The following is a 22,171-nucleotide window of genomic DNA, read 5'->3' on the forward strand; positions in this document are numbered from 1 at the left end:
CCTACCAACGCGCTCGTGTTGACGCGCCAACCGCTGCGGGCGGACACCCCCCGACACGGCCCCTTCTCGCCGTACGCGGCTGACGGTCCGCGCTTCGGACGCCACTCACGGCCCCCGGCCGGTCGTCTCAGTGGTGGAAGCCCGTTGCCGCTTGTTTGTCTCGGGTCAGGGGGTACGGCTGGTTTCGCAACTGGGGGAGGAGTAGTTGCAGGTCTTCGAGGAACAGCTCTGCCAGGTCGGCCGAGAAGCCGTTGCGGCATACGACCCGTAGGACCGAGAGGTCCTCTCGGTTTGCCGGGAAGGTGTACGCGGGGACCAGCCAGCCGCGCTCCCGGAGGCGGCGGGAGACGTCGAACACGTCGTATGCCTTGACGTCCGGGCCTGTGGTGAAGGCGAAGACCGGCAACTCGTCGCCCCGGGTGAGGAGTTCGAAGTCGCCGAGGGCCTCGATGCGGTCGGCCAGGCCGCGGGCCACTTCTCGGGTGGACTGCTGTACGGCGCGGTAGCCCTCTCGGCCGAGGCGCAGGAACGTGTAGTACTGGGCGACCACTTGGGCGCCGGGGCGGGAGAAGTTGAGGGCGAACGTGGGCATGTCGCCGCCCAAGTAGTTGACGCGGAAGACGAGTTCCTCGGGGAGGGCCTCCTTGTCGCGCCACAGGGCCCAGCCGACGCCCGGGTAGACCAGGCCGTATTTGTGTCCCGAGGTGTTGATCGAGGCCACGCGCGGGAGGCGGAAGTCCCAGATCAGGTCCTGGTCCAGGAAGGGGGCGACCATGGCGCCGGACGCGCCGTCCACGTGGACCGGGATGTCGAGGCCCGTGCGCTCCTGGAGGGCGTCGAGGGCGGCACAGAGGTCGGCGATCGGCTCGTAGGAGCCGTCGAAGGTGGAGCCGAGGATGCCTACGACCCCGATCGTGTTCTCGTCGCACAGCTCGGCCGCTGCTTGGGGGTCGAGGTGGAAGCGGTCGCCCTCCATGGGGACCTGGCGGGCCTCTACCTCCCAGAAGTTGCAGAACTTCTCCCAGCAGACCTGGACGTTGATCCCCATCACCAGGTTCGGGCGGGCGGCCGGGTAGCGGTCCTTGTTGCGTTGCATCCAGCGGCGCTTGAGGGCCATTCCGGCGAGCATGCAGGCCTCGCTGGAGCCGGTTGTCGAGCAGCCCACTGCCGCGGAGGGGTCCGGTGCGTTCCAGAGGTCCGCGAGCATGGCCACGCAGCGTTTTTCCAGCTCCGCGGTGCGTGGGTACTCGTCCTTGTCGATCATGTTCTTGTCCCGGCACTCCGCCATCAGGACGCCGGCTTCCGGCTCCATCCAGGTGGTGACGAAAGTCGCCAGGTTCAGGCGGGAGTTGCCGTCCAGCATCAGCTCGTCGTGCACCAGCTGGGCCGCCGTCATCGGCGACAACGGCGCTTCCGGGAGCCGGTGCTTGGGCGGGGCCTCGGTCATGCCGCCGACCGGATTGGCCTCTCCGTAGAAGGGGTTCACGGACATCGGGCGCTCGGCGGACCGGTCGGGACCTTTGTGCAACGGCATGGGCGTGCCTCCGATAAGGATCAAAAGAACCAACGGGTACTAGCGAACCGGAGTTCCGTCGGCGTGCAACTGCATCTGCGGCCTTCCGGTCACCAGCAGCCAGGTTGGCAGCGAGGCGATGCAGAGCAGGGCGAGGATGGCGGGCGAGGACACCAGGACCGCGGCCGTGAACAGGCTCACCCAGCCCTGCCGGGTGATCGCCAGGAGCATGCCCAGCGCGCCGGCGGCGACCCCCAGCGCCGGATCCACCGCCGGTACGACCGCGTGGGCGAACAGGCCGAAGGCGACGCCGATGAACACCGACGGGAAGATCCGCCCGCCCCGGAAACCGCAGGACGCGGCGACCAACAGCGCGGCCAGCTTCACCACCGTCATCGTCGCGAACCGGCCCGCCGACCAGCCCTCGGGATCGGCCGCCAGCTCTCCGACCTCGTCCAGCCCCTTGAAGAGCGTCAGATGGCCGCCCACGGCCGCCAGAAGGCCCAGCACCAGTCCACCGGCCGGAAGCGCCAGCATGGGGTGCCCGAGGCGGGAGAAGGCGCCATGGGCGTAGGGGAAGGCGTATACCGCGGCCATTCCGAGGAGTGCGGCCAGTGGTGCCAGTACCAGGACCGCCAGGAGGTCGGCCCAACCCGGGCGGCCGAACGCGGGCAGGTGCAGGTCGAAGGTCGGATGGGCCACCAGGGTGGTCGTCAGCGCGCCCGCCGACGCCGCCGCGAGCGGCGCGAACACGTTGTCCCACAGGGCGCCCCTGGTCTGCCGCCCGGCCAGCGCCTCCGAGATGAGGAGGGCCGCCGCGACCGGCGTCCCGAACAGCGCCCCGATCGTCGCCGACTCGGCCAGCGCGCCCCACCCCCCGCCCGGCACCCGGGGCGCCAGCCCGCGCCCCGCCCACAGCGCGAGCCCCACGTTCACGGCGATGATCGGGTTCTCCGGCCCGAGACTCGGCCCGCCCGCGAGCATCAGCGCGGTCGCCAGCAGGAGACCCGGCAGCACCATGGGCGGCAGCGGTACGGCCTCCAGGCCGGTGGTGGCCGGATCGGGACCGGCATGCCCCGGCACCTTCCACACCACCAGCCCGACCGCGATGCCGGTGGCCGTCAGCACGACGAGCATCCACAGCACCGAGTACCGGCCGATGCCCAGCGCGTCGGGCAGGTTCCTCCACAGCACGTGCTGAAGCTGCTCGGCCGCCGCGCTCACCCCGAGGAACAGCAGACTCGCGAGCACGCCCACGACGAGAGCGGGGACGATCAACGGCAGCAGGGTGCGCGCCGGGGTCGTAGGGGCAACGGGTGCCTGCTGCGCGCTGTCCTGGGCCACGGGCTCACCATAGGCGGGCAAAACGGACCCAACATCTTGAGGCCGGACATCTTGGGAACGTGGGGCTCGCGGGGCTTGCACCTCACGTGACGTGAGGCCTCAGCGTGGGGTGCGGACACAAGAAGGGAGCGGAAGTGAGCTACTCCGTAGGACAGGTCGCCGGATTCGCCGGGGTCACGGTGCGCACGCTGCACCACTACGACGACATCGGCCTGCTCGTCCCCAGCGAGCGCAGCCACGCGGGCCACCGGCGCTACGCCGACACCGACCTCGACCGGCTGCAGCAGATCCTGTTCTACCGGGAACTCGGCTTCCCCCTCGACGAGGTCGCGGCCCTGCTCGACGACCCGGAGACGGACCCGCGCGCGCATCTGCGCCGGCAGCACGAGCTGCTGACCGCCCGGATCGAGAAGCTCCAGAAGATGGCCGAGGCCGTGGAACACGCCATGGAGGCACGCACGATGGGCATCAATCTCACCCCCGAGGAACGCTTCGAGGTCTTCGGGGACAAGGACCCCGAGCAGTACGCCGAAGAGGCCGAGCGGCGCTGGGGCGGCACCGAGTCCTACGCCGAGTCGCAGCGCAGGGCCGCCCGCTACACCAAGGCCGACTGGAAACGCCTCCAGGCCGAGGTCGACGCCTGGAGCGAGCGCTACGCCGCCCTGGTGACCACCGGCGAACCGCCCACCGCCGACGCGGCGCTCGACCTGGCCGAGGAACACCGCCTGCACATCGACCGCTGGTTCTACCCGTGCTCGTACGGCACGCACGCGTGCCTCGCCGAGATGTACGTCTCCGACGAGCGCTTCAAGGCGTTCTACGACTCCATGGCCCCCGGTCTCGCCGAGCACCTGAGGGACGCGATCCTGGCGAACGCGTCCCGGCACACCTCCTAGGGGCCCGGCCCGGGGTCACACCCGGGCCAGCACCACCGCCGTCCCGTAGGCGCACACCTCGGTGCCGACGTCCGCCGCCTCGGTCACGTCGAAGCGGAACGCCAGGACGCCGTTCGCCCCACGCGCGCGTGCCTGCTCGATCAGCCGCTCCATGGCCTGGTTGCGGGTCTGCACGAGGGTCTTGGTGAGCCCCTTGAGCTCACCGCCGACCATCGACTTCAGACCGGCGCCGATCTGGCTGCCGAGATGCCGTGAGCGGACGGTCAGGCCGAACACCTCACCGATCACCTGCTCGACCCGGTACCCGGGGACGTCGTTCGTCGTCACGACCAGTACATCGGCCTGCGGCCCCTGGCCGCCGCCGTACTCTTCGATACCCATGGCTCACAGCTTTGTCCTATGGGATGCACAGTGCATCCTGGAGACACCGGTGGAACCTGGGGCGGACACATCGCGTTGATAGCTTTGTGCGGCTGTACCTGGACGCTGGCACCTCCCTCCACCCCTCAGGAGCCCGGAACCGTGATGACGCTCGCCCTCGGCCCGAGCTGGCTCGATCCGAACACCATGCTCGACAGGTTCGGGATCTGGGGCCTCCTGCTCGTGGTCTTCGCGGAGTCCGGCCTGCTCATCGGGTTCTTCCTGCCGGGTGACTCCCTGCTCTTCACCTGCGGCCTGCTGATCACCGCGGGCACCCTGGACTTCCCGCTGTGGGCGGCGATCGCCCTCATCTGCGTCGCCGCGATCCTCGGCGACCAGGCGGGTTACGTCTTCGGCAAGAAGGTCGGCCCCTCGCTCTTCAACCGCCCGGACTCCCGCCTCTTCAAGCAGGAGAACGTGGTCAAGGCGCACGAGTTCTTCGAGAAGTACGGCCCCAAGTCCCTGGTCCTGGCCCGCTTCGTGCCGATCGTGCGCACGTTCACACCGATCATCGCCGGTGTCAGCGGCATGAAGTACCGCTCCTTCATCACGTACAACGTGATCGGCGGCGTCCTGTGGGGCGCCGGCGTGACCCTGCTCGGCTCCTGGCTCGGCAAGATCGAGTTCGTCAACAAGAACATCGAACTGATCCTGATCCTGATCGTCCTCGTCTCCGTGGTCCCGATCATCATCGAGTTCCTCCGCGCCCGCTCCAAGGCCAAGAAGGAGCCCCAGGGCCCCCACCAGGAGCCCCCCGCCGACCCGGCCGCGACCCAGCCGTTCCCGGTGATCATGGACGACTCGACGACCCAGCTCCGCCGCATCGAAGAGCCCCAGCAGAACAACGGCTACGACCAGAACAACGGCTACGACCAGAACAACGGCTACGACCAGTACTACGCGCAGCCGCAGCCCCAACAGCAGCAGTACCCCCAGCAGACGTACCAACAGCAGCCCTACGGCAACCAGCAGTACCCGCCGCAGTACAACGACCAGGGCCAGGGTTACTAGCAGGGCTAGCTACCGCGCCCCTTTAGGGGCGCGGGGCTGTATCGATGTGCGGCTCCGCCGCGTGGGCGCGACCAGCCACACGCGACCCGCACTCGCCGACAGACAAGGCCCCCCGAGCTACCAGGCGCTCAGAAACCCCGAGTCCGCTTGGCAGCCCGCCGAGCCCCCGCGGCAGCGCCCGGCACCCGCAAGAACAACCGCGAGATCTCCGACCCCAGATTCACCCCGATGGCGATGGCCATGGCGAGCGACGCCGCCGTGGCCAACGACACCAGGCCCTTGTCGACCTTGTTCTGAGCGATCGACAACAGCCCGAAATACGTGGCCGACCCCGGCAGCAGGGGCCCGATCGCCGCGGTCGTGTACGGCAGCGCCGACGCGAACCGGTACCGGGACAGCAGCTGCCCGAACAGCCCGACCAGCCCCGCCGCCACGGCCGTAGAGGCGACCGGCGAGATCCCGGCGACGAAGTGCATCGCCCCGTAGACGGACCAGGCGACACCCCCGTTGAGGGAGACGAGCAGCACGGTGGATCGTTCCTGCTGCAACAGCACCGCGAAGGTCAGCGACAGCAGGACGGCCGCGGCGATCTGCCACAGCGGCCGCTTGGAGATGCTCAGCGCGGTGTCCGGATTGAGTTCGGCGCCCAGCTTCACGCCGAAGTACAGGACGATCAGAACCCCGCCCACGATGCCGACGAAGAAGTACATGACCTCCAACAGCCGCGCCGCCGCAGTGATGTAGAAGCCGGTCAGCCCGTCCTGTACGCCCGCCACCAGCGCCCGCCCCGGCAGCAGCGCGAACAGCCCACCGGTGATGACCGCGGACGCCTTCACATTGACGTCGGCGACCGTGAGCACGACCCCTATCGCGGCCGGCGGCATCGCGGCGACCGTGAACTGGTAGAACTCCGGCAGCCCGCGCCCCGCGCACAGCCACGCCAGCCGGTCGCCGAGCATCGCGCCGAGCGCGGCGGCGAAGAACACGACGATGTCACCGCCGACGAGCACGGAGGCGGCCCCGGCGAGCAGCCCGCCGGCGGCGGTCAGCACCCAGCCGGGATACGGGTGCCGGTTGCGCCGCATCTCCGCGAGCCGCCGGTAGGCGTCCTCCAGGGAGAGCGCCGTCTCCGGGTCGCTGAGGTCCTGGACCAGCCGGAACACGGCCGCGAGGCGTGTGTAGTCGGTGCCCCGGCGGCGCACGGTCCGGGACGCGGTCACCGGATCGTCCACCAGGGAGGGCTGATAGGAGATCGAGAGGAGTGTGAAGGTGACGGTCGGCTCGCAGCGGTCGAGGCCGTAGGAGCGGCAGACCGCGAACATCGCCGCCTCGACGTCCTCGGCGCCCTCGCCGCCCGCGAGCAGCAACTCGCCGATGCGGAGCGTCAGATCGAGCACGCGCGGTACGGCGGGCCCGCTCTCGTCCTGCTTGTGCACCGGCTCCGGCGCGGGCCGCTCGGTCACCGGCATCCGCAGCATCGTGCGCATCCGGTCCTGCCAGGGCACGTCCTTCGTCAGGCTGACGAGGGGAATCCCGGTCGGCGGGGTGAAGGCGGGCGGCGCCTCTCGGGCGCTGTAGGTGCTGGGCGGACTGAACGCCGACCCCTCGGACTCGTCCTCGGCCGGCGCCGACACGTCGAGCCCGCGCGGAACGGCGAACTCGGACGTCGTAGAAGACTCCCCGTCGACCGCCGCGACCGCCGCTTCGACCCCCGAAGGAGCCGTGAACGCGCTCCTGGCCTCGTCCGACGGTGGTTTGTGGTCCTCCGCTTCCGTCACTCCGTAGCACTCCCTGTACGACACCTCCGGTGATCCTCAGTATGCGCACAGACAGGGAAACGGGCCGCACGCGTGTGCGTGCGGCCCGTTTCCAGGATCAGGGGGGGCTCAGTGGCCGCCCTGCTCCTTCAGTCGCTTGTACGACCGCTCGATCTCCGCCTCGGCGTCCGTACGGCCCACCCAGTTGGCACCCTCGACCGACTTGCCGGGCTCCAGGTCCTTGTAGACCTCGAAGAAGTGCTGGATCTCCAGGCGGTCGAACTCCGACACGTGGTGGATGTCACGCAGGTGCTCCACACGCGGGTCGGACGCCGGGACGCACAGCAGCTTGTCGTCGCCGCCGGCCTCGTCGGTCATCCGGAACATGCCGATCGCGCGGCACTTGATGAGGCAGCCGGGGAAGGTCGGCTCCTCCAGGATGACCAGCGCGTCCAGCGGGTCGCCGTCCTCGCCGAGAGTGTTCTCGACGAAGCCGTAGTCGGCCGGGTAACTGGTCGAGGTGAAGAGTCGACGGTCCAGGCGGATCCGACCGGTCTCGTGGTCCACCTCGTACTTGTTCCGCGAACCCTTCGGGATCTCGATCGTGACGTCGAACTCCACCGGTGGCTCCTCCATGATCAGCACATAGTTCTGGTGGTTAAGTGTCCCTCACGCAAGTGTGTGATCGCGAAAGGGGCTGGTGGTCGTGCCGGAGCTGAGGCCTTGGCGGGCCGCGAGACCGCAGGTGACGCGGGTCGCGCGAGCCGTCCGGCCCCGTCTCGAGCGGGCCGCGCGATCCGTGAAACCGCAGGTCACACGGGTCACGCAAGCCGTCGGACCGCAGGTCGCGCGGCTCACCGAAGCCGCGAAACCACAAGCCGCGCGGCTCACCGAAGCCGTGAAACCGAAGGTCGCCCGGCTCGTCGGATCCGTGTCACCGCAGGTCGCGAAGTTGCCGCGGCCCGACAGAACCTGGCGGTACACCGCCGTCGCCACCACCGCCGGAATGGCGCTGGCAGCCGTCGTGGTGACCGCCGCCGGTCCCTGGGACTCCTCCGGTCAGCGTACGGCCGAGCGGGACCACGCAGCCGCACAGGAACGTTCAGGTGGCGTAGATCACGGCCGTAATTCCGATACGTCCGCCAAGGCACCCCGACCCGCGCCCAGCGCCGCATCCGTCCTCGTCGGCCTAGGCCGCTCCGCGAACTCGGTGAAGTCCGCCCCGACCGGCACGGCCCTCGCGGACGTCCTCGGCCCGCTCCTCGGCAACTCCGCGCTCGGCACCCGCCACACGGCCGCCGTGGTGGACGTGAGCACCGGCAAGCGCCTCTACGGCGTCGGCGCGGAGGACGCCCTGACCCCGGCCTCGACGACGAAGATCGCCACCGCGGTGGCCGCCCTCTCCGCCCTGGGCGCCGACCACCGCTTCACCACCCGCACCGCCCTGGAGCCCGACACCAAGGAACTCGTCCTGGTCGGCGGCGGCGACCCGACCCTGACGGCCCACCAGGACGCCGAGGGCTGGGCCGGCCTGCGCACCCTGGCCGACGACACGGCGGCGGCCCTGAAGAAGCGCGGCGTCCGAGAGGTGACGCTGTCGTACGACAAGACGCTGTACTCCGGCTCCGAACTCCACTCGATCGGGGTCAACGAGAACCTCGCCCCGGTCAGCGCCCTCATGGCCGACGAGGGCCGTACGGACGACTCCTCCAGCGGTCCGGTGCTGCGTGTGACGGATCCGGCGGCGGACGCGGCCAAGAAGTTCGCGGGCTTCCTAGAGGAGCACGGCATCAAGACGACGTCCCCGGGCCCCTCCAAGGCGACCGCCCGCGCCGACACCCTCGCCAAGGTCTCCTCGCCGCCGCTGTCCGACATCGTCGAGCGGATGCTGACCAACAGCGACAACGACATCGCGGAGGCCCTGGCCCGCCAGACCGCCGTCGCGACGGGCGGGCGGGCCGACTTCGACGGGGGCGCCGCCGCGATCGCCGCCCAGCTGACGAAGCTCCGACTCCCGGTCAAGGGCGCCGAGTTCAACGACGGCAGCGGCCTCGACCGCGACGACCGCCTCACCGCCGACCTCCTGACCGCCCTCCTGGTCATGGCCGGCTCCCCGGCCCACCCGGAACTCCGCCCGGTCCTCACCGGCCTCCCCGTCGCCGGTTTCACCGGCACCCTGACGACCCGCTACACGGACGCGACGGGCGCGGCGGGGGTGGTGCGCGCCAAGACGGGCACCCTGACGGGCGTCAACACGCTCGCGGGGACGGTCGTCGACAAGGACGGCCAACTCCTGGCCTTCGCCTTCCTGGCCTCCAACACGACGAACAAACTGGAGGCCCAGGCAGCCCTGGACCACACGGCAACGGCATTGGCGGCCTGCGGCTGTAGTTCGTAACTGCTGTGGGCAGGCGTTCCGCAAGGCGATGGGGGAGCGTGGGCACAGCCACCGACACCGGGCGCCCTCGCAGCAGACGCTCACCTGACCGACCTCGTGCCCTGCCCCCAGCGGCAGCGCTCACGTACGGTTGACGCATGACGAGCATCGGTGGTGCCGAGATGGTCGACTGGAATCTCGCGGTGGCGACCGCGACCCGACTTGTGCGGCCGGGCCCCGAGGTGAGCCGTGACGAGGCCCGGGCCGTCGTCGCGGAGCTGCGCCGGCATGCGAAGGCCTCGGAGCGACACGTCCGGGGTTTCACCCGGATGGGCACGGACGACATCCACGACACCCCGATCCTGGTCGTCGACCGCCCCGGCTGGGTGCGGGCGAACGTCGCCGGGTTCCGGGAGGTCCTCAAGCCGCTGCTCGACAAGATGCAGGAGCGGCGCGGCAACACCCCGGGCGGCGCGGTCTTCGGCGCGGTCGGCGGCAAGGTGACCGGCGTCGAGCTGGGCATGCTGCTGTCGTTCCTGTCCTCGCGCGTGCTCGGCCAGTACGAGACGTTCGCCCCGGCGACGCGCGAGCTGCCGGCGGGGGCGAAGGGGGGCCGGCTGCTGCTGGTCGCGCCGAACATCGTCCACGTGGAGCGCGAACTCGACGTACAGCCCCACGACTTCCGCCTGTGGGTGTGCCTGCACGAGGAGACGCACCGCACGCAGTTCACGGCCGTGCCCTGGCTGCGTGACCACCTGGAGGGCGAGATCCAGTCGTTCTTGGGGGAGACCGAGGTCGACCCCATGACGGTCCTGGAGCGCATCCGGGAGGCCGCCCAGTCACTGGCTGGCGGGCGGCCCGAGGGCGAGGAGGACGACGAGGGCCGCTCCCTCGTGGAGATCGTGCAGACGCCCGCGCAGCGGGAGATCCTCGGCCGGCTCACCGCCGTGATGTCCCTCCTGGAGGGGCATGCCGACTTCGTGATGGACGGCGTCGGTCCGGACGTGGTGGCGAGCGTCGCGGAGATCCGCGAGAAGTTCCAGCAGCGCCGCGCCAAGGGTGCCTCCCGGCTGGACTCGGCGCTGCGCAAGCTGCTGGGCCTGGACGCCAAGCTGCGGCAGTACCGGGACGGCGAGCGGTTCGTACGCGCGGTCGTCGAACAGGTGGGCATGGACGGCTTCAACCGTGTGTGGACCTCTCCGAACACGTTGCCGACGAAGACGGAGATCGCCAAACCGGCGGACTGGGTCGCGCGGGTGCACCGCAAGACCGAGTCGTGAACCTGCCACAGGCGTGGTGAAACGAATCCGGCCTACGGCAGGCGAACGCCCCTGCAATCACCCGTCCGAGGGACCGTGAGCGATGGGTAGGCGTGCAATGCTCGGGGAACGCCCCGGTTCTGTCACCATCTACACACTCTGAGTGACCGAACCTCGGGCCAACCCCCCGAAAACTTCATGAAGGGAACCGGACATGGGTCCCCATCCTGCGGTCGCGGCGATACGCCTGGCGGTCCGCCGCGTCCTCCACGACATCCTCACCGACCACGAGGCCCTGCAGACCGCCGGCGCCTCCCGGCACACCTCGCACGAGCGCCCGCCCTCGCCGCTCGTGCTCGTGGCGTGCTCCGGCGGCGCCGACTCCATGGCACTCGCCTCCGCCCTCGCCTTCGAAGCACCCAAACTCGGCATCCGCGCCGGCGGCATCACCGTCGACCACGGCCTCCAGGCCGGCTCCGATCTCCGCGCCGACGAGGTCGTCCTGCGCCTGCGCGAACTGGGCCTGGACCCCGTAGAGGCCACCGCCGTGACCGTGGGCCGCGAGGGCGGCCCCGAGGCAGCCGCCCGGGACGCCCGCTACGCCGCCCTCGACGCCTGCGCCGCCCGCCATGGCGCCGCCGCCGTCCTGCTCGGCCACACACGCGACGACCAGGCCGAAACCGTCCTGCTGGGCCTTGCCCGCGGTTCGGGCATCCGCTCCCTGTCCGGGATGGCCGCGGTCTCGGGGGCCGACGGCCGTTACCGCCGCCCCTTCCTCCAACTCGACCGGCAGACCGCCCGCAAGGCCTGCATGGTCCAGTCGCTGCCCGTCTGGGACGACCCGCACAACGCCGACCCCGCCTACACCCGCTCCCGGCTGCGCCACGAAGGCCTGCCGGCCCTGGAGAAGGCGCTCGGCAAAGGCGTCGTAGAAGCACTTGCCCGTACGGCGCAGCTCTCCCGGGACGACGCCGACGCCCTCGACACCTGGGCCAGCCAGGCCGAGGCCTCCGTACGGGACGCCACCGGCCTCCTGGAGTGCGCCAAGCTCTACGCCCTGCCGCCCGCCGTGCGCCGCCGCATCCTGCGCCGCGCGGCCATCCAGGCGGGTGCCCCGGCCGGTTCGCTGTTCGCCCGGCACATCGAGGAAGTCGACCGCCTGATCACCGGCTGGCGCGGCCAGGGAGCCATCAATCTCCCGGGCAAGGTCGTCGCCCGGCGCCAGGGTGGCAGACTGGTGATTCGGCAAGGCTGAATCGACACCCCCTCCGGACCTCCGGGGGCGGGACCAGGTAGTAGCCGGTGGGACGACCGAAAGTGATGCGGGTGGACGCGAAAGACATGGGTGACGACCTCCAGTCGGTGCTCATCACCAAGGAAGAGATCGACGCGAAGCTCGTGGAGCTCGCCGCGAAGATCGACGCGGAGTACGCGGGCAAGGACCTGCTGCTCGTCGGCGTCCTCAAGGGCGCGGTGATGGTCATGGCGGACCTCGCCCGGGCGCTGTCCACCCCCGTCACCATGGACTGGATGGCCGTGTCGTCGTACGGCGCGGGCACCCAGTCCTCCGGTGTCGTGCGGATCCTCAAGGACCTCGACACCGACATCAAGGGCAAGCACGTCCTCATCGTCGAGGACATCATCGACTCCGGGCTGACGCTGTCCTGGCTGATCTCCAACCTTGGCTCCCGCGAGCCCGACTCGTTGAAGATCTGCACCCTGCTGCGCAAGCCGGAGGCGGCCAAGGTCGCCATCGACGTGCAGTGGGTCGGCTTCGACATCCCGAACGAGTTCGTCGTCGGATACGGCCTCGACTACGCGGAGAAGTACCGCAACCTGCCGTTCGTCGGTACGCTCGCGCCGCACGTCTACGGCGGCTAGAGCCACTCGGCCCAAGCCCTGTAAGACGATCGGGAACCCCAGCGGGTTTCGCGCCGTTGGAGCATGCAGACGCGTCTCCCAGCCGTCCCGTGCGACTTCGGGCAACATTGCTGGGGTACGGTCAGAAGAACTGTCTTTATCAAACTCACTATGGCAGGAGGGACGGAGCGAATTCGCTCCGTATGGATGGACGTGAAGCGATACTTCCGTGGGCCGGTCATGTGGATCGTGCTGGCCGTCCTTGCCGTGGTCGTGTTGATGCAGGTCGTCGGCTCGTCCGGCGGCTACAAGACGGTGGACACCGGCCAGGTCGTCCAGGCGATCAATGACAACAAGGTCGAGTCGGCCAAGATCACCACCGGCGACGAGCAGACCGTCAAGGTCACGCTCAAGAGCGGCGAGAAGGTCGACGGCAGCTCCAAGATCCAGGCGAGCTACATCGGCGACCAGGGCGTGGCCCTCGCGACCACGCTGCAGACCAAGTACCAGGACAAGCAGATTCCGGACGGCTACACGGTCTCGCCGACGAAGCAGAACGCTTTCGTCGGGATTCTGCTGTCGCTCCTCCCCTTCGTTCTCATCGTGGTCGTCTTCCTGTTCCTGATGAACCAGATGCAGGGCGGCGGCTCCCGAGTCATGAACTTCGGGAAGTCCAAGGCCAAGCTCATCACCAAGGACACCCCGAAGACGACGTTCGCGGACGTCGCGGGCTCCGACGAGGCCGTCGAGGAACTGCACGAGATCAAGGAGTTCCTCCAGGAGCCGGCGAAGTTCCAGGCCGTCGGCGCCAAGATCCCCAAGGGCGTACTCCTGTACGGCCCTCCCGGCACCGGCAAGACCCTGCTGGCGCGCGCCGTCGCGGGCGAGGCCGGGGTGCCCTTCTACTCGATCTCCGGTTCCGACTTCGTCGAGATGTTCGTCGGTGTCGGTGCCTCCCGAGTCCGTGACCTGTTCGAGCAGGCCAAGGCGAACGCCCCGGCGATCGTCTTCGTCGACGAGATCGACGCGGTCGGCCGCCATCGCGGCGCCGGCCTCGGCGGCGGTCACGACGAGCGCGAGCAGACGCTGAACCAGCTGCTCGTCGAGATGGACGGCTTCGACGTCAAGGGCGGCGTGATCCTCATCGCCGCGACGAACCGGCCCGACATCCTCGACCCGGCCCTCCTGCGCCCCGGCCGCTTCGACCGCCAGATCGCGGTCGACCGCCCGGACATGCAGGGCCGTCTGGAGATCCTCAAGGTCCACCAGAAGGGCAAGCCGGTCGCACCGGACGTCGACCTCTCCGCGGTCGCCCGCCGTACGCCGGGCTTCACCGGCGCGGACCTGAGCAACGTCCTCAACGAGGCCGCCCTGCTCACCGCCCGGGGCAACCGCAAGCTGATCGACAACTCCATGCTGGACGAGGCGATCGACCGTGTGGTCGCGGGCCCGCAGAAGCGGACCCGGATCATGTCGGACAAGGAGAAGAAGATCACCGCGTACCACGAGGGCGGACACGCCCTGGTCGCGGCGGCTTCCCCCAACTCCGACCCGGTCCACAAGATCACGATCCTCTCCCGAGGCCGTGCTCTGGGCTACACGATGGTCCTGCCGGAAGAGGACAAGTACTCGACCACGCGCAACGAGATGCTGGACCAGCTGGCCTACATGCTGGGCGGACGCGCGGCCGAGGAACTGGTCTTCCACGACCCGACCACGGGCGCCGCGAACGACATCGAGAAGGCCACCGCCACGGCCCGCGCGATGGTCACGCAGTACGGCATGACCGAGCGCCTCGGCGCGATCAAGTTCGGCGGCGACAACACCGAGCCCTTCCTGGGCCGGGAGATGTCGCACCCGCGCGACTACTCGGAAGAGGTCGCCGCGCTCGTCGACGAAGAGGTCAAGAAGCTCATCGAGAACGCGCACAACGAGGCCTGGGAGATCCTGGTCGAGAACCGTGACGTGCTCGACGCGCTCGTGCTCCAGCTGCTGGAGAAGGAGACGCTGAACAAGGAGCAGATCGCCGAGGTCTTCGCTCCGATCGTCCGGCGTCCGGCCCGTCCCTCCTGGACCGGCTCCTCCCGCCGTACGCCGTCCACCCGCCCGCCGGTGCTCTCCCCCAAGGAGCTGTCACTGACGAACGGGACGAACGGCGCGGGCCCCGCGATCACCGCCGGTGCGACCGCCGAGTCCTCTCCCACGCTGGAGAAGGCTCCGGAGGACCGCCCCGAGAACTGACGCGAGTCTCACACGGCCTGAAATGGATGCCGCGCCCCCCTGGATTTAGCCTGGGGGGCGCGGCTTTTCCATATGCCCGCAACTGAGGCGTGTGTCCCGCACACGCGCGACCCGCACAGGAACGAGGCACGACATGACCGACCCCGTGACGCTGGACGGCGAGGGAACGATCGGCGTCTTCGACGAGAAGCGTGCCGAGAACGCCGTACGCGAACTGCTGATCGCGGTCGGCGAGGACCCGGACCGCGAGGGGCTCAGGGAGACACCGGCGCGGGTGGCGCGGGCGTACAAGGAGATATTCGCGGGGTTGTGGCAGCGGCCCGAGGACGTGCTGACGACGACGTTCGACCTGGGGCACGACGAGATGGTCCTGGTGAAGGACATCGAGGTCCTCAGCTCGTGCGAACACCATTTGGTGCCGTTCGTCGGGGTCGCCCATGTTGGGTACATCCCGTCCGCCGACGGCAAGATCACGGGGTTGTCGAAGCTGGCCCGGCTGGTGGACGTCTACGCCCGCCGGCCGCAGGTGCAGGAACGGCTCACCACGCAGGTCGCCGACTCCCTGATGGAGATCCTGGAGCCGCGGGGGGTCATCGTCGTCGTCGAGTGCGAGCACATGTGCATGTCGATGCGGGGTGTGCGGAAGCCCGGCGCCAAGACCATCACGTCTGCGGTGCGGGGGCAGTTGCGGGATCCGGCGACGCGTAATGAGGCGATGAGTCTGATCATGGCTCGCTGACGGATCGCTTCGCTGGAAGGATCGTGGCGGGTCGTCGGTTGGGTGCCGGTCTGTGGGGGCTGGCCGCGCCGTTCCCTGCGCCCCTCGCGGGGCGCTCTCAGGTGACCGGCGTAGCCCCCGCCGTGTTGTCGTCGTCCTCCGGGAGTTTGCAGACTCGCTCCAGGAAGATCGCCGCCGCTATCACCGCGATGCCCGCCAGGACCGAGAAGCCGGCGTAGATGGCCTGGTCGCGGCGGGCGGGGATGTCCAGGGACTCCAGGAGGTAGGCGCCCGTGCCGCCGTACATGCCGGCGACGAGGGCGGCGACCAGGGCGCTGGCCTGGCCGAAGACGACCGCGCGGGCGGCCATCAGGGGGTCGACGCCCTTGGCGCCGGGGCGGCGCTCTCGCTGTGCCTTGAGGCGGGCGCGCAGGGAGAGCGCCGTGGCCAGCAGGACCACGGCGATCACGGCGAGGACGATGGGGGCGGCCAGCGGCACGCTCGGCAGGGTCCCCACCGCGCTCCACAGGCGGGCCCCCGCCCAGGACAGCACTCCGGCGACGACGAACACGCCGGCCAGCACCCTGATCCGCAGCTCTCTCACGGTGTCCCTTCAGCTCCCCGTGCCCTGTCCGGGCGTTGTGGTCGTCTCGACCTTAACGACTACTCGGGCAGCCGGAGTTCCAGATCCTTGCGGGGCGCGACACCGTCACGCGTGACGACGTCCAGGAGATCGGCCACCGGGCCGCGGCCGGGCAACTGCGCCTCGGGATCCACGTCGTGCCAGGGGGCGAGCACGAAGGCCCGTTCGTGGGCGCGCGGGTGGGGGAGCGTCAGGACCGGGTCGTCCGAGACGACATCGGCGTACGCGACGATGTCGACGTCGATCGTGCGCGCGCCCCAGCGCTCCTCGCGGACCCGGTGGAAGGCCTCCTCGACCGCGTGCGCCCGCTCCAGCAGGGACGATGGGGGCAGGGTGGTCTTGAGGACGACGACCGCGTTGAAGTACGACGGCTGGCTGCCGGGTTCGACGCCCCACGGCTCCGTCTCGTAGACCGGCGACACGGCCTTGATGCGGACGCCGGGGGTGTCCTCCAGGGCGTCGATGGCTCCCTGGAGGGTCTCCAGGCGGTTGCCGAGGTTGGCGCCGATGGAGATCACGGCGCGTTTCGGATTGCTCAGGGTGGTGTCGGCCGCGTCCACCTGCCGCACCACGGAGGCGGGCACCGGCTGGACGGTCGGGTCGCTGTGACCCTCGGTGAAGAAGGTCATACTCGGCTCCGGGTGATGGTGACGGTCACGTCGTCGAAGGGGACGGTGATCGGGGCGTCCGGCTTGTGGACACGGACCTCGACCTCCTCGACCCCCTCGTGCTTCAGGCAGGTCTGCGCGATGCGCTCGGCCAGGGTCTCGATGAGGTTGACGGGCTCGCCCTCGACGACGGCCACGACCTCCTCCGCCACGATGCCGTAGTGCACGGTCTTCGCCAGGTCGTCGTCGGCGGCGGCCGGTCGGGTGTCCAGGCTCAGGACGAGGTCCACGATGAAGGTCTGGCCCTCCTCGCGCTCCTTGGGGAACACGCCGTGGTGCCCGCGGGCCCTGAGGCCGCTCAGCGCGACACGATCCACGCGAATCACTCCTGCAATCGTCGATGACGGCCGGTTCGCACCGGGTGCGGGCGGTGTGCCCGGCCTCGAACGAATCTACCTGCGGGCACTGACAACGCCCGGCCACGAGGGCGCGGGCACGGTCCGGGACCGCGGGTTTCATCGGGCGTTTTCCCCGGGGAACCCGGTGGCTCATGGGTCGGTAGCCGCCCCTACCCGCGACTTCGTGATTCCAACCACTTCTTGGTCCCGATGGGTTGTGAAGGGGTTGCGAGGGGTTGCCCAGGGGGACCCAGGGGGCTCCCACCCACTCAGGAGGGGGAGTCGTCGCTCTCGTCCTCGTCGTTCTCGGCCAGCACCGGGGACGCGTGGTGGGACCAGAGCTTCCAGCCCTCGGGTGTACGCCGGAACACGTTCGTGGCGACCACGAGCTGGCCGACGAGCGGGCCCAGTTCGTCGCTGTCGTCGGGGGACGGGCCGCCGCTGAGGATGTTCTCCGTGCAGGTGACCAGCGCGGTGTCACCGGTCACCGAGACGTGCACGTCGGTGAGGAAGAACTGGATGTACTCGGTGTTCGCCATGATCAGCGCGTACGACCGCAGGACCTCGCCGCGCCCGGTGAGCACCGGCCAGCCCGGGTGCACGCAGGAGATCACGCCGGTGTCCGCCGGGTCGTGGTACTCCTCGTCGACGCAGAGGTCGGCAGGGGTGAGCCACAGGTCGGACAGTTCCTCGAAGTCGCCGCGCTCCAGGGTCTCGTAGAACGCGGTGTTGGCGAGTTCCACCTGCTCGACGTCGGTGTGGGGGGCGCTCACCGGGCTCCCTCGGAGTCGGTGGGCGAGGCCGCGGGGGCGCCGGTGGCGCGCGCCCACTCGACGGCGCGGGCGACGCGTACGGCGTCCGCTGTGGCGCGTACCTCGTGGACGCGCACCGCCCACGCGCCGGCGTGCGCCGCGAGCGCGGAGACGGCGGCCGTGGCGGCGTCGCGCTCGCGCGCGGGCGGGGGAGCCCCCTCGGGGCCGGCGAGGACGCGGCCGAGGAACCGCTTGCGGGAGGCGGCGACGAGCAGGGGGTGGCCGAGGGAGCGCAGTCGGTCGAGGTGGGCGAGGAGGACGAGGTCGTGTTCGGCGTCCTTGGAGAAGCCGAGGCCGGGGTCGACGACGACGCGGTCGGGGGAGACACCGCCGGCGAGAACGGCCGCCACGCGTGCGTGCAGCTCGTCGACGACCTCGGTGACGACGTCGTCGTAGACCCCCCTGACGTTGCCGCCCTCCAGGAAGCCGCGCCAGTGCATGACGACGAAGGGGGCGCCCGAGGCGGCGACGACCGGGATCATCGCGGGGTCGGCGAGGCCGCCGCTGACGTCGTTGACGAGGGCGGCGCCGGCGGTGAGGGCCTGCTCGGCGACGGAGGCGCGCATGGTGTCGACGGAGACGGTGACACCCTCGGAGGCGAGGCCGCGGACCACGGGGATGACGCGCTTGAGTTCCTCGGCCTCGTCGACGCGGGAGGCGCCGGGGCGGGTGGACTCACCGCCGACGTCGACGAGGTCGGCGCCCTCGGTGACCAGGTCGAGACCGCGCTTCACGGCCGCCGTCGTGTCGAAGAAGCGGCCGCCGTCGGAGAAGGAGTCCGGGGTGACGTTCACGACCCCCATGACCGCGCACCGGTCCCACTCCGGAAGGCCCGCGACGCGCCCGCGTCCGCTCTGCTTGCTCATACGTTCAGCGTAGGCCCAGGGGGAGGGGGTACGGTCCCGCGGGCCGGACCCAAGGGGGCTGGTCCGGCGGGGGAGAGGCAGGCGGGCCGCCGCGCGGCGGGAGGGACGCGAGGCCCTGGAGCGGGGTCCCCGGCCGTGCAGGGCCGTCTGACCGCGGCCACCGGTCCCGGCGGCCCGAGCGGACTGCCCGGGCCGGCCGGAGAGACACTCCGGGGCCGGTCCGGGCGACGGCCCCCGCCGGGGGAGGTCCTCGCTCAGGCCGGCCCCGTCGGTCAAGCCGCCCGTACGTCCCGTTCCGCCAGCCCGTGGGCGCAGGCCGGAGCCACGGCCTTGCGGCGGCGGAGGAAACGCGGCAGCGGGAGGGCCAGGTTGACGAAGCCCTCTGCCTGCATCGCGGCGAAGCCGATGCGGGGGAGGTCGCCCGAGGCGCGGTAGACGACGAAGCGGGGTTCCCAGCGGGGCTGGAACTTCGCGTTGAACTTGTACAGGGACTCGATCTGGAACCAGCGGGACAGGAAGACGAGCAGTCCGCGCCAGGCACGCAGCACCGGGCCCGCGCCGATCTTCTCGCCGCGGGCGAGGGCCGACCGGAACATCGCGAAGTTGAGCGAGACGCGGGTGATGTCGAGCTTCGGTGCCGCCTGGAGGGAGGCGACGATCAGCAGTTCGTTCATCCCGGGGTCCGCCGAGCGGTCGCGGCGCATCAGGTCCAGCGACATGCCGTCGGTGCCCCAGGGCACGAAGTGCAGGATCGCCTTCAGGTCGCCGTACTCGCCGGGCTCTTCGTCCGTCTTGTGGGCGGTCGCGATGAAGCAGTCGCCGTCCTCGGGGTCGCCGATACGGCCCAGTGCCATGGAGAAGCCGCGCTCGGTGTCGGTGCCCCGCCAGTCCTCGGCGGCGAGCCGGATGCGCTCCAGCTCGCCCTCACTGACGTCACGTACACGCCGTACCCGGGTTTCGTAGCCGGCCCGCTCGATGCGCTTCACCATTTGGCGTACGTTGCGCATCGCGCGCCCGGCGAGCGAGAAATCCGCGACGTCGACCACCGCCTCGTCGCCCAGTTCCAGGGCGTCGAGACCGGTCTCGCGGGTCCACACCTCGCCGCCCGTCTCGGAGCAGCCCATGACGGCCGGTGTCCAGGAGTGGGCCTTCGCCTCGTCCATGAACCGCTCGATGGCGCCAGGCCAGGCCTCCACGTCGCCGATCGGGTCACCGCTGGCGAGCATCACCCCGGACACGACGCGGTAGGTCACCGCCGCCTTGCCGCTGGGCGAGAAGACGACGGCCTTGTCGCGGCGCAGCGCGAAGTGGCCGAGCGAGTCGCGACGGCCGTGCTTCTCCAGGAGGGCGCGCAGATGTGTCTCGTCCTCCGGGGTGAGGCGGGCGGCCGGGTGTTCGGGCCGGAACGCGAGGTAGATCGTCGTCACGGCGGTGAGCAGGCCGAGGGCGCCGAGCGAGAAGGCGACCGTCCACGAGGTGCTGCCCTCGTAGTCGACGGGGCCCTCGAAGCCGAACAGGCCGTACAGGACGTGGGTGATCCGATCGGCCAGGCTCGGGTCGCCGACCATGCGCTTGGAGTGGACGCTGACGATGACCAGTCCGAGGATCAGGGAACCGGCGCCCATGAGCACGAAGTTGGCGAGCGCGCGCCACCGGCTGCGCGGGTCGGGCAGCGCCCGGAACTCGTCCCGGTGCAGCAGCAGCGGCGCGAGCAGCGCGGCCGAGATGACGACTCCTATGAGCGAGTGCCGGTACGCGAACTGTGCCACCGCGCCCGCCGGCAGCAGCGCGACGGCGGCCCGCCAGGCCCGGCGCTTGCGCCGCCTGAGCCCGTGCGCGAGGAGCAGCAACAGCACGCCGGCGCTGAGCGAGAGCGCCGCGGCGAAGGGACCGAGCGCGCCCGGCAGCACCTCCGCCATGGTGTGCATACGGCTGTGCCGGAAGCGCGGGAACACCCCCGCGGCGATGTCCAGCAGGCCGACGAGGGCGCAGGCCCTGGCGACGATCGTGGGAACGACCTCGGGGCGCGGACCTCGGACTATGCGCCGGACCCGACCTGTTCGGCTCGGAACCCCACCCGACATTTCCCCATCTATCCTGACAGACATCGCATCCCGTAGTTCTGCGAGAGACCTTGGATCCGGGCCCGATTCGGGCATCCGGCGACATTGCGCCCTCTAGGACGGTGTCTAGGGGAAGGAGGTTCCTTCCTCAGCGGAAAGCCGGTTCAAAGGCCGAGGAAAGTCCGGGGCAAACGCTCGCGAAACTTGCGTGCGCCGCGGACGGAAAGCGCAGGCGGGGCAGCTCATGGGACTCACGAGCAGGAAAGTGCTGGTACTGGCGATTGTCTGCGCCGTGCTGCTGTTCATCGGCACAGTATGGCTGTGGCCCCGCCTGGCCAGACACAACTGGCGGGCCGTCAGCGGGCGGGTGGGCCTGCTGCTGGCGACCCAGTTGGTGCTCTTCGTCTCCGTCGGCCTCGGCGCCAACCAGGCCTTCGGGTTCTACGCCAGCTGGGCCGACCTGTTCGGCAGGGAGACCGCCCAGGGCGTCGTCGTCGACCACACGGCCCTCCAGGGCGCCGGCGGACCCCTCCACGTGGTCGAGACCCGGAGGGTGGACGCACCGGGCGGCGCCTCACTGCCGCAGAGCGTGGGCCAGGTGCAGCGCGTCGCCATAGTGGGCCGTACGACCCACATCGCCACCCCCGCCTACGTCTACCTCCCGCCGGAGTACTTCCAGCCCCGGTACCGCACCCACACGTTCCCCGCCACGGTCGTCCTCACGGGGTACCCGGGCACCGCCAAGGCGCTCGTCGACAAGCTGAACTACCCGCGTACGGCCCTGGAGTTGGCCAAGGGCGGCCGTATGCGGCCGATGATCCTGGTGATGATGCGGCCCACGGTGGCTCCCCCGCGCGACACCGAGTGCGTGGACGTCCCGGGCGGGCCGCAGACCGAGTCGTTCTTCGCCAAGGACCTGCCCGACGCCGTAACGGCCCACTACAGGGTGGACAAAAAGCCCGGGAGCTGGGGAATCATCGGTGATTCCACGGGCGGTTACTGCGCCCTCAAGCTCGCCATGCACCACCCCGGGGTGTTCGCGGCGGGCGTCGGCCTCTCGCCGTACTACAAGGCGCCCAGCGACCCCACCACGGGCGACCTCTTCCAGGGGAACGGGACGCTGCGCGACGAGGCCGACCTGTGGTGGTACCTCAAGCACCGGCCCGGGCCCGACACCTCACTGCTCGTCACCAGCAGCAAGGTCGGTGAACACAATTACAAGGACACCCTGAAATTCATCGACCGGGTACGGGCCAACAACTCCACCCGTATCGCGTCGATCATCCTGGACAGCGGCGGGCACAACTTCAACACCTGGCGGCGGGAGATCCCGGCGGCCCTGGGGTGGATCAGCGGGCGGCTGAGTGACCGGTGAACCCGTGGGA

Annotated in this window: 20 protein-coding genes; 9 read left to right on the top strand and 11 right to left on the bottom strand. The window is 70.1% G+C overall.

Going from position 1 to position 22,171, the window contains the following annotated elements; genetic code table 11:
- Positions 1 to 127: 127 nt before the first annotated feature.
- Complete coding sequence (locus tag ACIQBL_RS24180; RefSeq protein ID WP_401944926.1) at positions 128 to 1,534, bottom strand: glutamate decarboxylase; 1,407 nt, start codon at positions 1,532 to 1,534, stop codon at positions 128 to 130.
- Positions 1,535 to 1,573: 39 nt separating this feature from the next.
- A complete protein-coding gene (locus ACIQBL_RS24185; RefSeq protein WP_401944928.1) occupies positions 1,574 to 2,857 on the bottom strand; it encodes an ion channel protein in 1,284 nt (427 codons plus the stop codon).
- 134 nt (positions 2,858 to 2,991) lie between these two features.
- On the opposite strand from ACIQBL_RS24185, the gene ACIQBL_RS24190 reads away from it, so the two are divergent.
- Complete coding sequence (locus ACIQBL_RS24190; protein ID WP_401944929.1) at positions 2,992 to 3,753, top strand: MerR family transcriptional regulator; 762 nt, start codon at positions 2,992 to 2,994, stop codon at positions 3,751 to 3,753.
- Positions 3,754 to 3,768: 15 nt separating this feature from the next.
- On the opposite strand, the gene ACIQBL_RS24195 is transcribed toward ACIQBL_RS24190, so the two are convergent.
- Entirely contained in the window at positions 3,769 to 4,134 is a 366-nt protein-coding gene (locus tag ACIQBL_RS24195) for a YbjQ family protein (protein WP_359613974.1), read from the bottom strand.
- Positions 4,135 to 4,278: 144 nt separating this feature from the next.
- Between ACIQBL_RS24195 and ACIQBL_RS24200 the strand changes: the two genes are divergently transcribed.
- The gene (locus ACIQBL_RS24200) at positions 4,279 to 5,184 is read left to right on the top strand and encodes a DedA family protein (protein ID WP_401944931.1); all 906 of its coding nucleotides are present in this window, start codon (positions 4,279 to 4,281) and stop codon (positions 5,182 to 5,184) included.
- A gap of 128 nt (positions 5,185 to 5,312) precedes the next feature.
- Here ACIQBL_RS24200 and ACIQBL_RS24205 read toward each other — a convergent pair whose 3' ends face one another.
- Together ACIQBL_RS24205 and ACIQBL_RS24210 are read right to left on the bottom strand one after the other, a co-directional pair.
- Complete coding sequence (locus ACIQBL_RS24205; RefSeq protein WP_401944933.1) at positions 5,313 to 6,962, bottom strand: threonine/serine exporter ThrE family protein; 1,650 nt, start codon at positions 6,960 to 6,962, stop codon at positions 5,313 to 5,315.
- A 108-nt stretch (positions 6,963 to 7,070) separates the two neighbouring features.
- Positions 7,071 to 7,562 carry an inorganic diphosphatase gene (locus tag ACIQBL_RS24210; RefSeq protein ID WP_019070224.1) on the bottom strand — a complete coding sequence of 164 codons (492 nt, stop codon included), beginning with the start codon at positions 7,560 to 7,562 and terminating at the stop codon, positions 7,071 to 7,073.
- A 79-nt stretch (positions 7,563 to 7,641) separates the two neighbouring features.
- Here ACIQBL_RS24210 and dacB point away from each other — a divergent pair, with 79 nt between their 5' ends.
- The 6 genes from dacB (at position 7,642) to folE (ending at position 15,417) form a co-directional block, all read left to right on the top strand.
- Positions 7,642 to 9,339 (top strand): D-alanyl-D-alanine carboxypeptidase/D-alanyl-D-alanine-endopeptidase, encoded by a 1,698-nt coding sequence (dacB, locus tag ACIQBL_RS24215; RefSeq protein ID WP_401944935.1) that lies wholly within the window; start codon positions 7,642 to 7,644, stop codon positions 9,337 to 9,339.
- Between the two features lie 137 nt (positions 9,340 to 9,476).
- Complete coding sequence (locus ACIQBL_RS24220) at positions 9,477 to 10,598, top strand: zinc-dependent metalloprotease (RefSeq protein WP_401944937.1); 1,122 nt, start codon at positions 9,477 to 9,479, stop codon at positions 10,596 to 10,598.
- A 193-nt stretch (positions 10,599 to 10,791) separates the two neighbouring features.
- Positions 10,792 to 11,832: a tRNA lysidine(34) synthetase TilS gene (gene tilS / locus ACIQBL_RS24225; RefSeq protein ID WP_043685312.1), complete on the top strand. Its 1,041-nt coding sequence runs from the start codon at positions 10,792 to 10,794 to the stop codon at positions 11,830 to 11,832.
- 65 nt (positions 11,833 to 11,897) lie between these two features.
- A complete protein-coding gene (gene hpt, locus ACIQBL_RS24230) occupies positions 11,898 to 12,458 on the top strand; it encodes a hypoxanthine phosphoribosyltransferase (protein ID WP_401945075.1) in 561 nt (186 codons plus the stop codon).
- Between the two features lie 186 nt (positions 12,459 to 12,644).
- Positions 12,645 to 14,678: an ATP-dependent zinc metalloprotease FtsH gene (ftsH, locus tag ACIQBL_RS24235; RefSeq protein WP_401944939.1), complete on the top strand. Its 2,034-nt coding sequence runs from the start codon at positions 12,645 to 12,647 to the stop codon at positions 14,676 to 14,678.
- 133 nt (positions 14,679 to 14,811) lie between these two features.
- Positions 14,812 to 15,417: a GTP cyclohydrolase I FolE gene (gene folE, locus ACIQBL_RS24240; protein ID WP_401944940.1), complete on the top strand. Its 606-nt coding sequence runs from the start codon at positions 14,812 to 14,814 to the stop codon at positions 15,415 to 15,417.
- Between the two features lie 97 nt (positions 15,418 to 15,514).
- Here folE and ACIQBL_RS24245 read toward each other — a convergent pair whose 3' ends face one another.
- The 6 genes from ACIQBL_RS24245 to ACIQBL_RS24270 form a co-directional block, all read right to left on the bottom strand.
- Positions 15,515 to 16,000, bottom strand: a complete 486-nt coding sequence (locus tag ACIQBL_RS24245) for a DUF3180 domain-containing protein (RefSeq protein ID WP_401944942.1) — start codon at positions 15,998 to 16,000, stop codon at positions 15,515 to 15,517.
- Between the two features lie 59 nt (positions 16,001 to 16,059).
- Positions 16,060 to 16,668: a 2-amino-4-hydroxy-6-hydroxymethyldihydropteridine diphosphokinase gene (gene folK / locus ACIQBL_RS24250; protein ID WP_401944944.1), complete on the bottom strand. Its 609-nt coding sequence runs from the start codon at positions 16,666 to 16,668 to the stop codon at positions 16,060 to 16,062.
- The gene (folB, locus tag ACIQBL_RS24255; protein ID WP_401944946.1) at positions 16,665 to 17,024 is read right to left on the bottom strand and encodes a dihydroneopterin aldolase; all 360 of its coding nucleotides are present in this window, start codon (positions 17,022 to 17,024) and stop codon (positions 16,665 to 16,667) included. The genes folK and folB overlap by 4 nt, the downstream gene beginning before the upstream one ends.
- A gap of 290 nt (positions 17,025 to 17,314) precedes the next feature.
- Positions 17,315 to 17,818: a nuclear transport factor 2 family protein gene (locus ACIQBL_RS24260; RefSeq protein ID WP_401944948.1), complete on the bottom strand. Its 504-nt coding sequence runs from the start codon at positions 17,816 to 17,818 to the stop codon at positions 17,315 to 17,317.
- Positions 17,815 to 18,723, bottom strand: coding sequence for a dihydropteroate synthase (folP, locus tag ACIQBL_RS24265; RefSeq protein WP_401944950.1), 909 nt, complete (start codon positions 18,721 to 18,723; stop codon positions 17,815 to 17,817). Before folP ends, ACIQBL_RS24260 begins: the two co-directional genes overlap by 4 nt.
- A 272-nt stretch (positions 18,724 to 18,995) precedes the next feature.
- Complete coding sequence (locus tag ACIQBL_RS24270; protein WP_401944952.1) at positions 18,996 to 20,807, bottom strand: phosphatidylglycerol lysyltransferase domain-containing protein; 1,812 nt, start codon at positions 20,805 to 20,807, stop codon at positions 18,996 to 18,998.
- Between the two features lie 223 nt (positions 20,808 to 21,030).
- Here ACIQBL_RS24270 and ACIQBL_RS24275 point away from each other — a divergent pair, with 223 nt between their 5' ends.
- Positions 21,031 to 22,161, top strand: coding sequence for an alpha/beta hydrolase (locus tag ACIQBL_RS24275; RefSeq protein ID WP_401944953.1), 1,131 nt, complete (start codon positions 21,031 to 21,033; stop codon positions 22,159 to 22,161).
- Positions 22,162 to 22,171: the final 10 nt, after the last annotated feature.

Source organism: Streptomyces sp. NPDC088350, assembly GCF_044753545.1.
Lineage (GTDB): Bacteria > Actinomycetota > Actinomycetes > Streptomycetales > Streptomycetaceae > Streptomyces.

What these genes read in the sequence shown, in the direction of transcription:
- ACIQBL_RS24270 (WP_401944952.1), bottom strand. Translation starts at nt 20,807, where the DNA reads ATGTCGGGTGGGGTTCCGAGCCGAACAGGTCGGGTCCGGCGCATAGTC.
- hpt (WP_401945075.1), top strand. Translation starts at nt 11,898, where the DNA reads ATGCGGGTGGACGCGAAAGACATGGGTGACGACCTCCAGTCGGTGCTC.
- ACIQBL_RS24200 (WP_401944931.1), top strand. Translation starts at nt 4,279, where the DNA reads ATGACGCTCGCCCTCGGCCCGAGCTGGCTCGATCCGAACACCATGCTC.
- folP (WP_401944950.1), bottom strand. Translation starts at nt 18,723, where the DNA reads ATGAGCAAGCAGAGCGGACGCGGGCGCGTCGCGGGCCTTCCGGAGTGG.
- ACIQBL_RS24275 (WP_401944953.1), top strand. Translation starts at nt 21,031, where the DNA reads ATGGGACTCACGAGCAGGAAAGTGCTGGTACTGGCGATTGTCTGCGCC.
- ACIQBL_RS24220 (WP_401944937.1), top strand. Translation starts at nt 9,477, where the DNA reads ATGACGAGCATCGGTGGTGCCGAGATGGTCGACTGGAATCTCGCGGTG.
- tilS (WP_043685312.1), top strand. Translation starts at nt 10,792, where the DNA reads ATGGGTCCCCATCCTGCGGTCGCGGCGATACGCCTGGCGGTCCGCCGC.
- ACIQBL_RS24180 (WP_401944926.1), bottom strand. Translation starts at nt 1,534, where the DNA reads ATGCCGTTGCACAAAGGTCCCGACCGGTCCGCCGAGCGCCCGATGTCC.
- ACIQBL_RS24195 (WP_359613974.1), bottom strand. Translation starts at nt 4,134, where the DNA reads ATGGGTATCGAAGAGTACGGCGGCGGCCAGGGGCCGCAGGCCGATGTA.
- folK (WP_401944944.1), bottom strand. Translation starts at nt 16,668, where the DNA reads ATGACCTTCTTCACCGAGGGTCACAGCGACCCGACCGTCCAGCCGGTG.
- folE (WP_401944940.1), top strand. Translation starts at nt 14,812, where the DNA reads ATGACCGACCCCGTGACGCTGGACGGCGAGGGAACGATCGGCGTCTTC.
- ftsH (WP_401944939.1), top strand. Translation starts at nt 12,645, where the DNA reads ATGGACGTGAAGCGATACTTCCGTGGGCCGGTCATGTGGATCGTGCTG.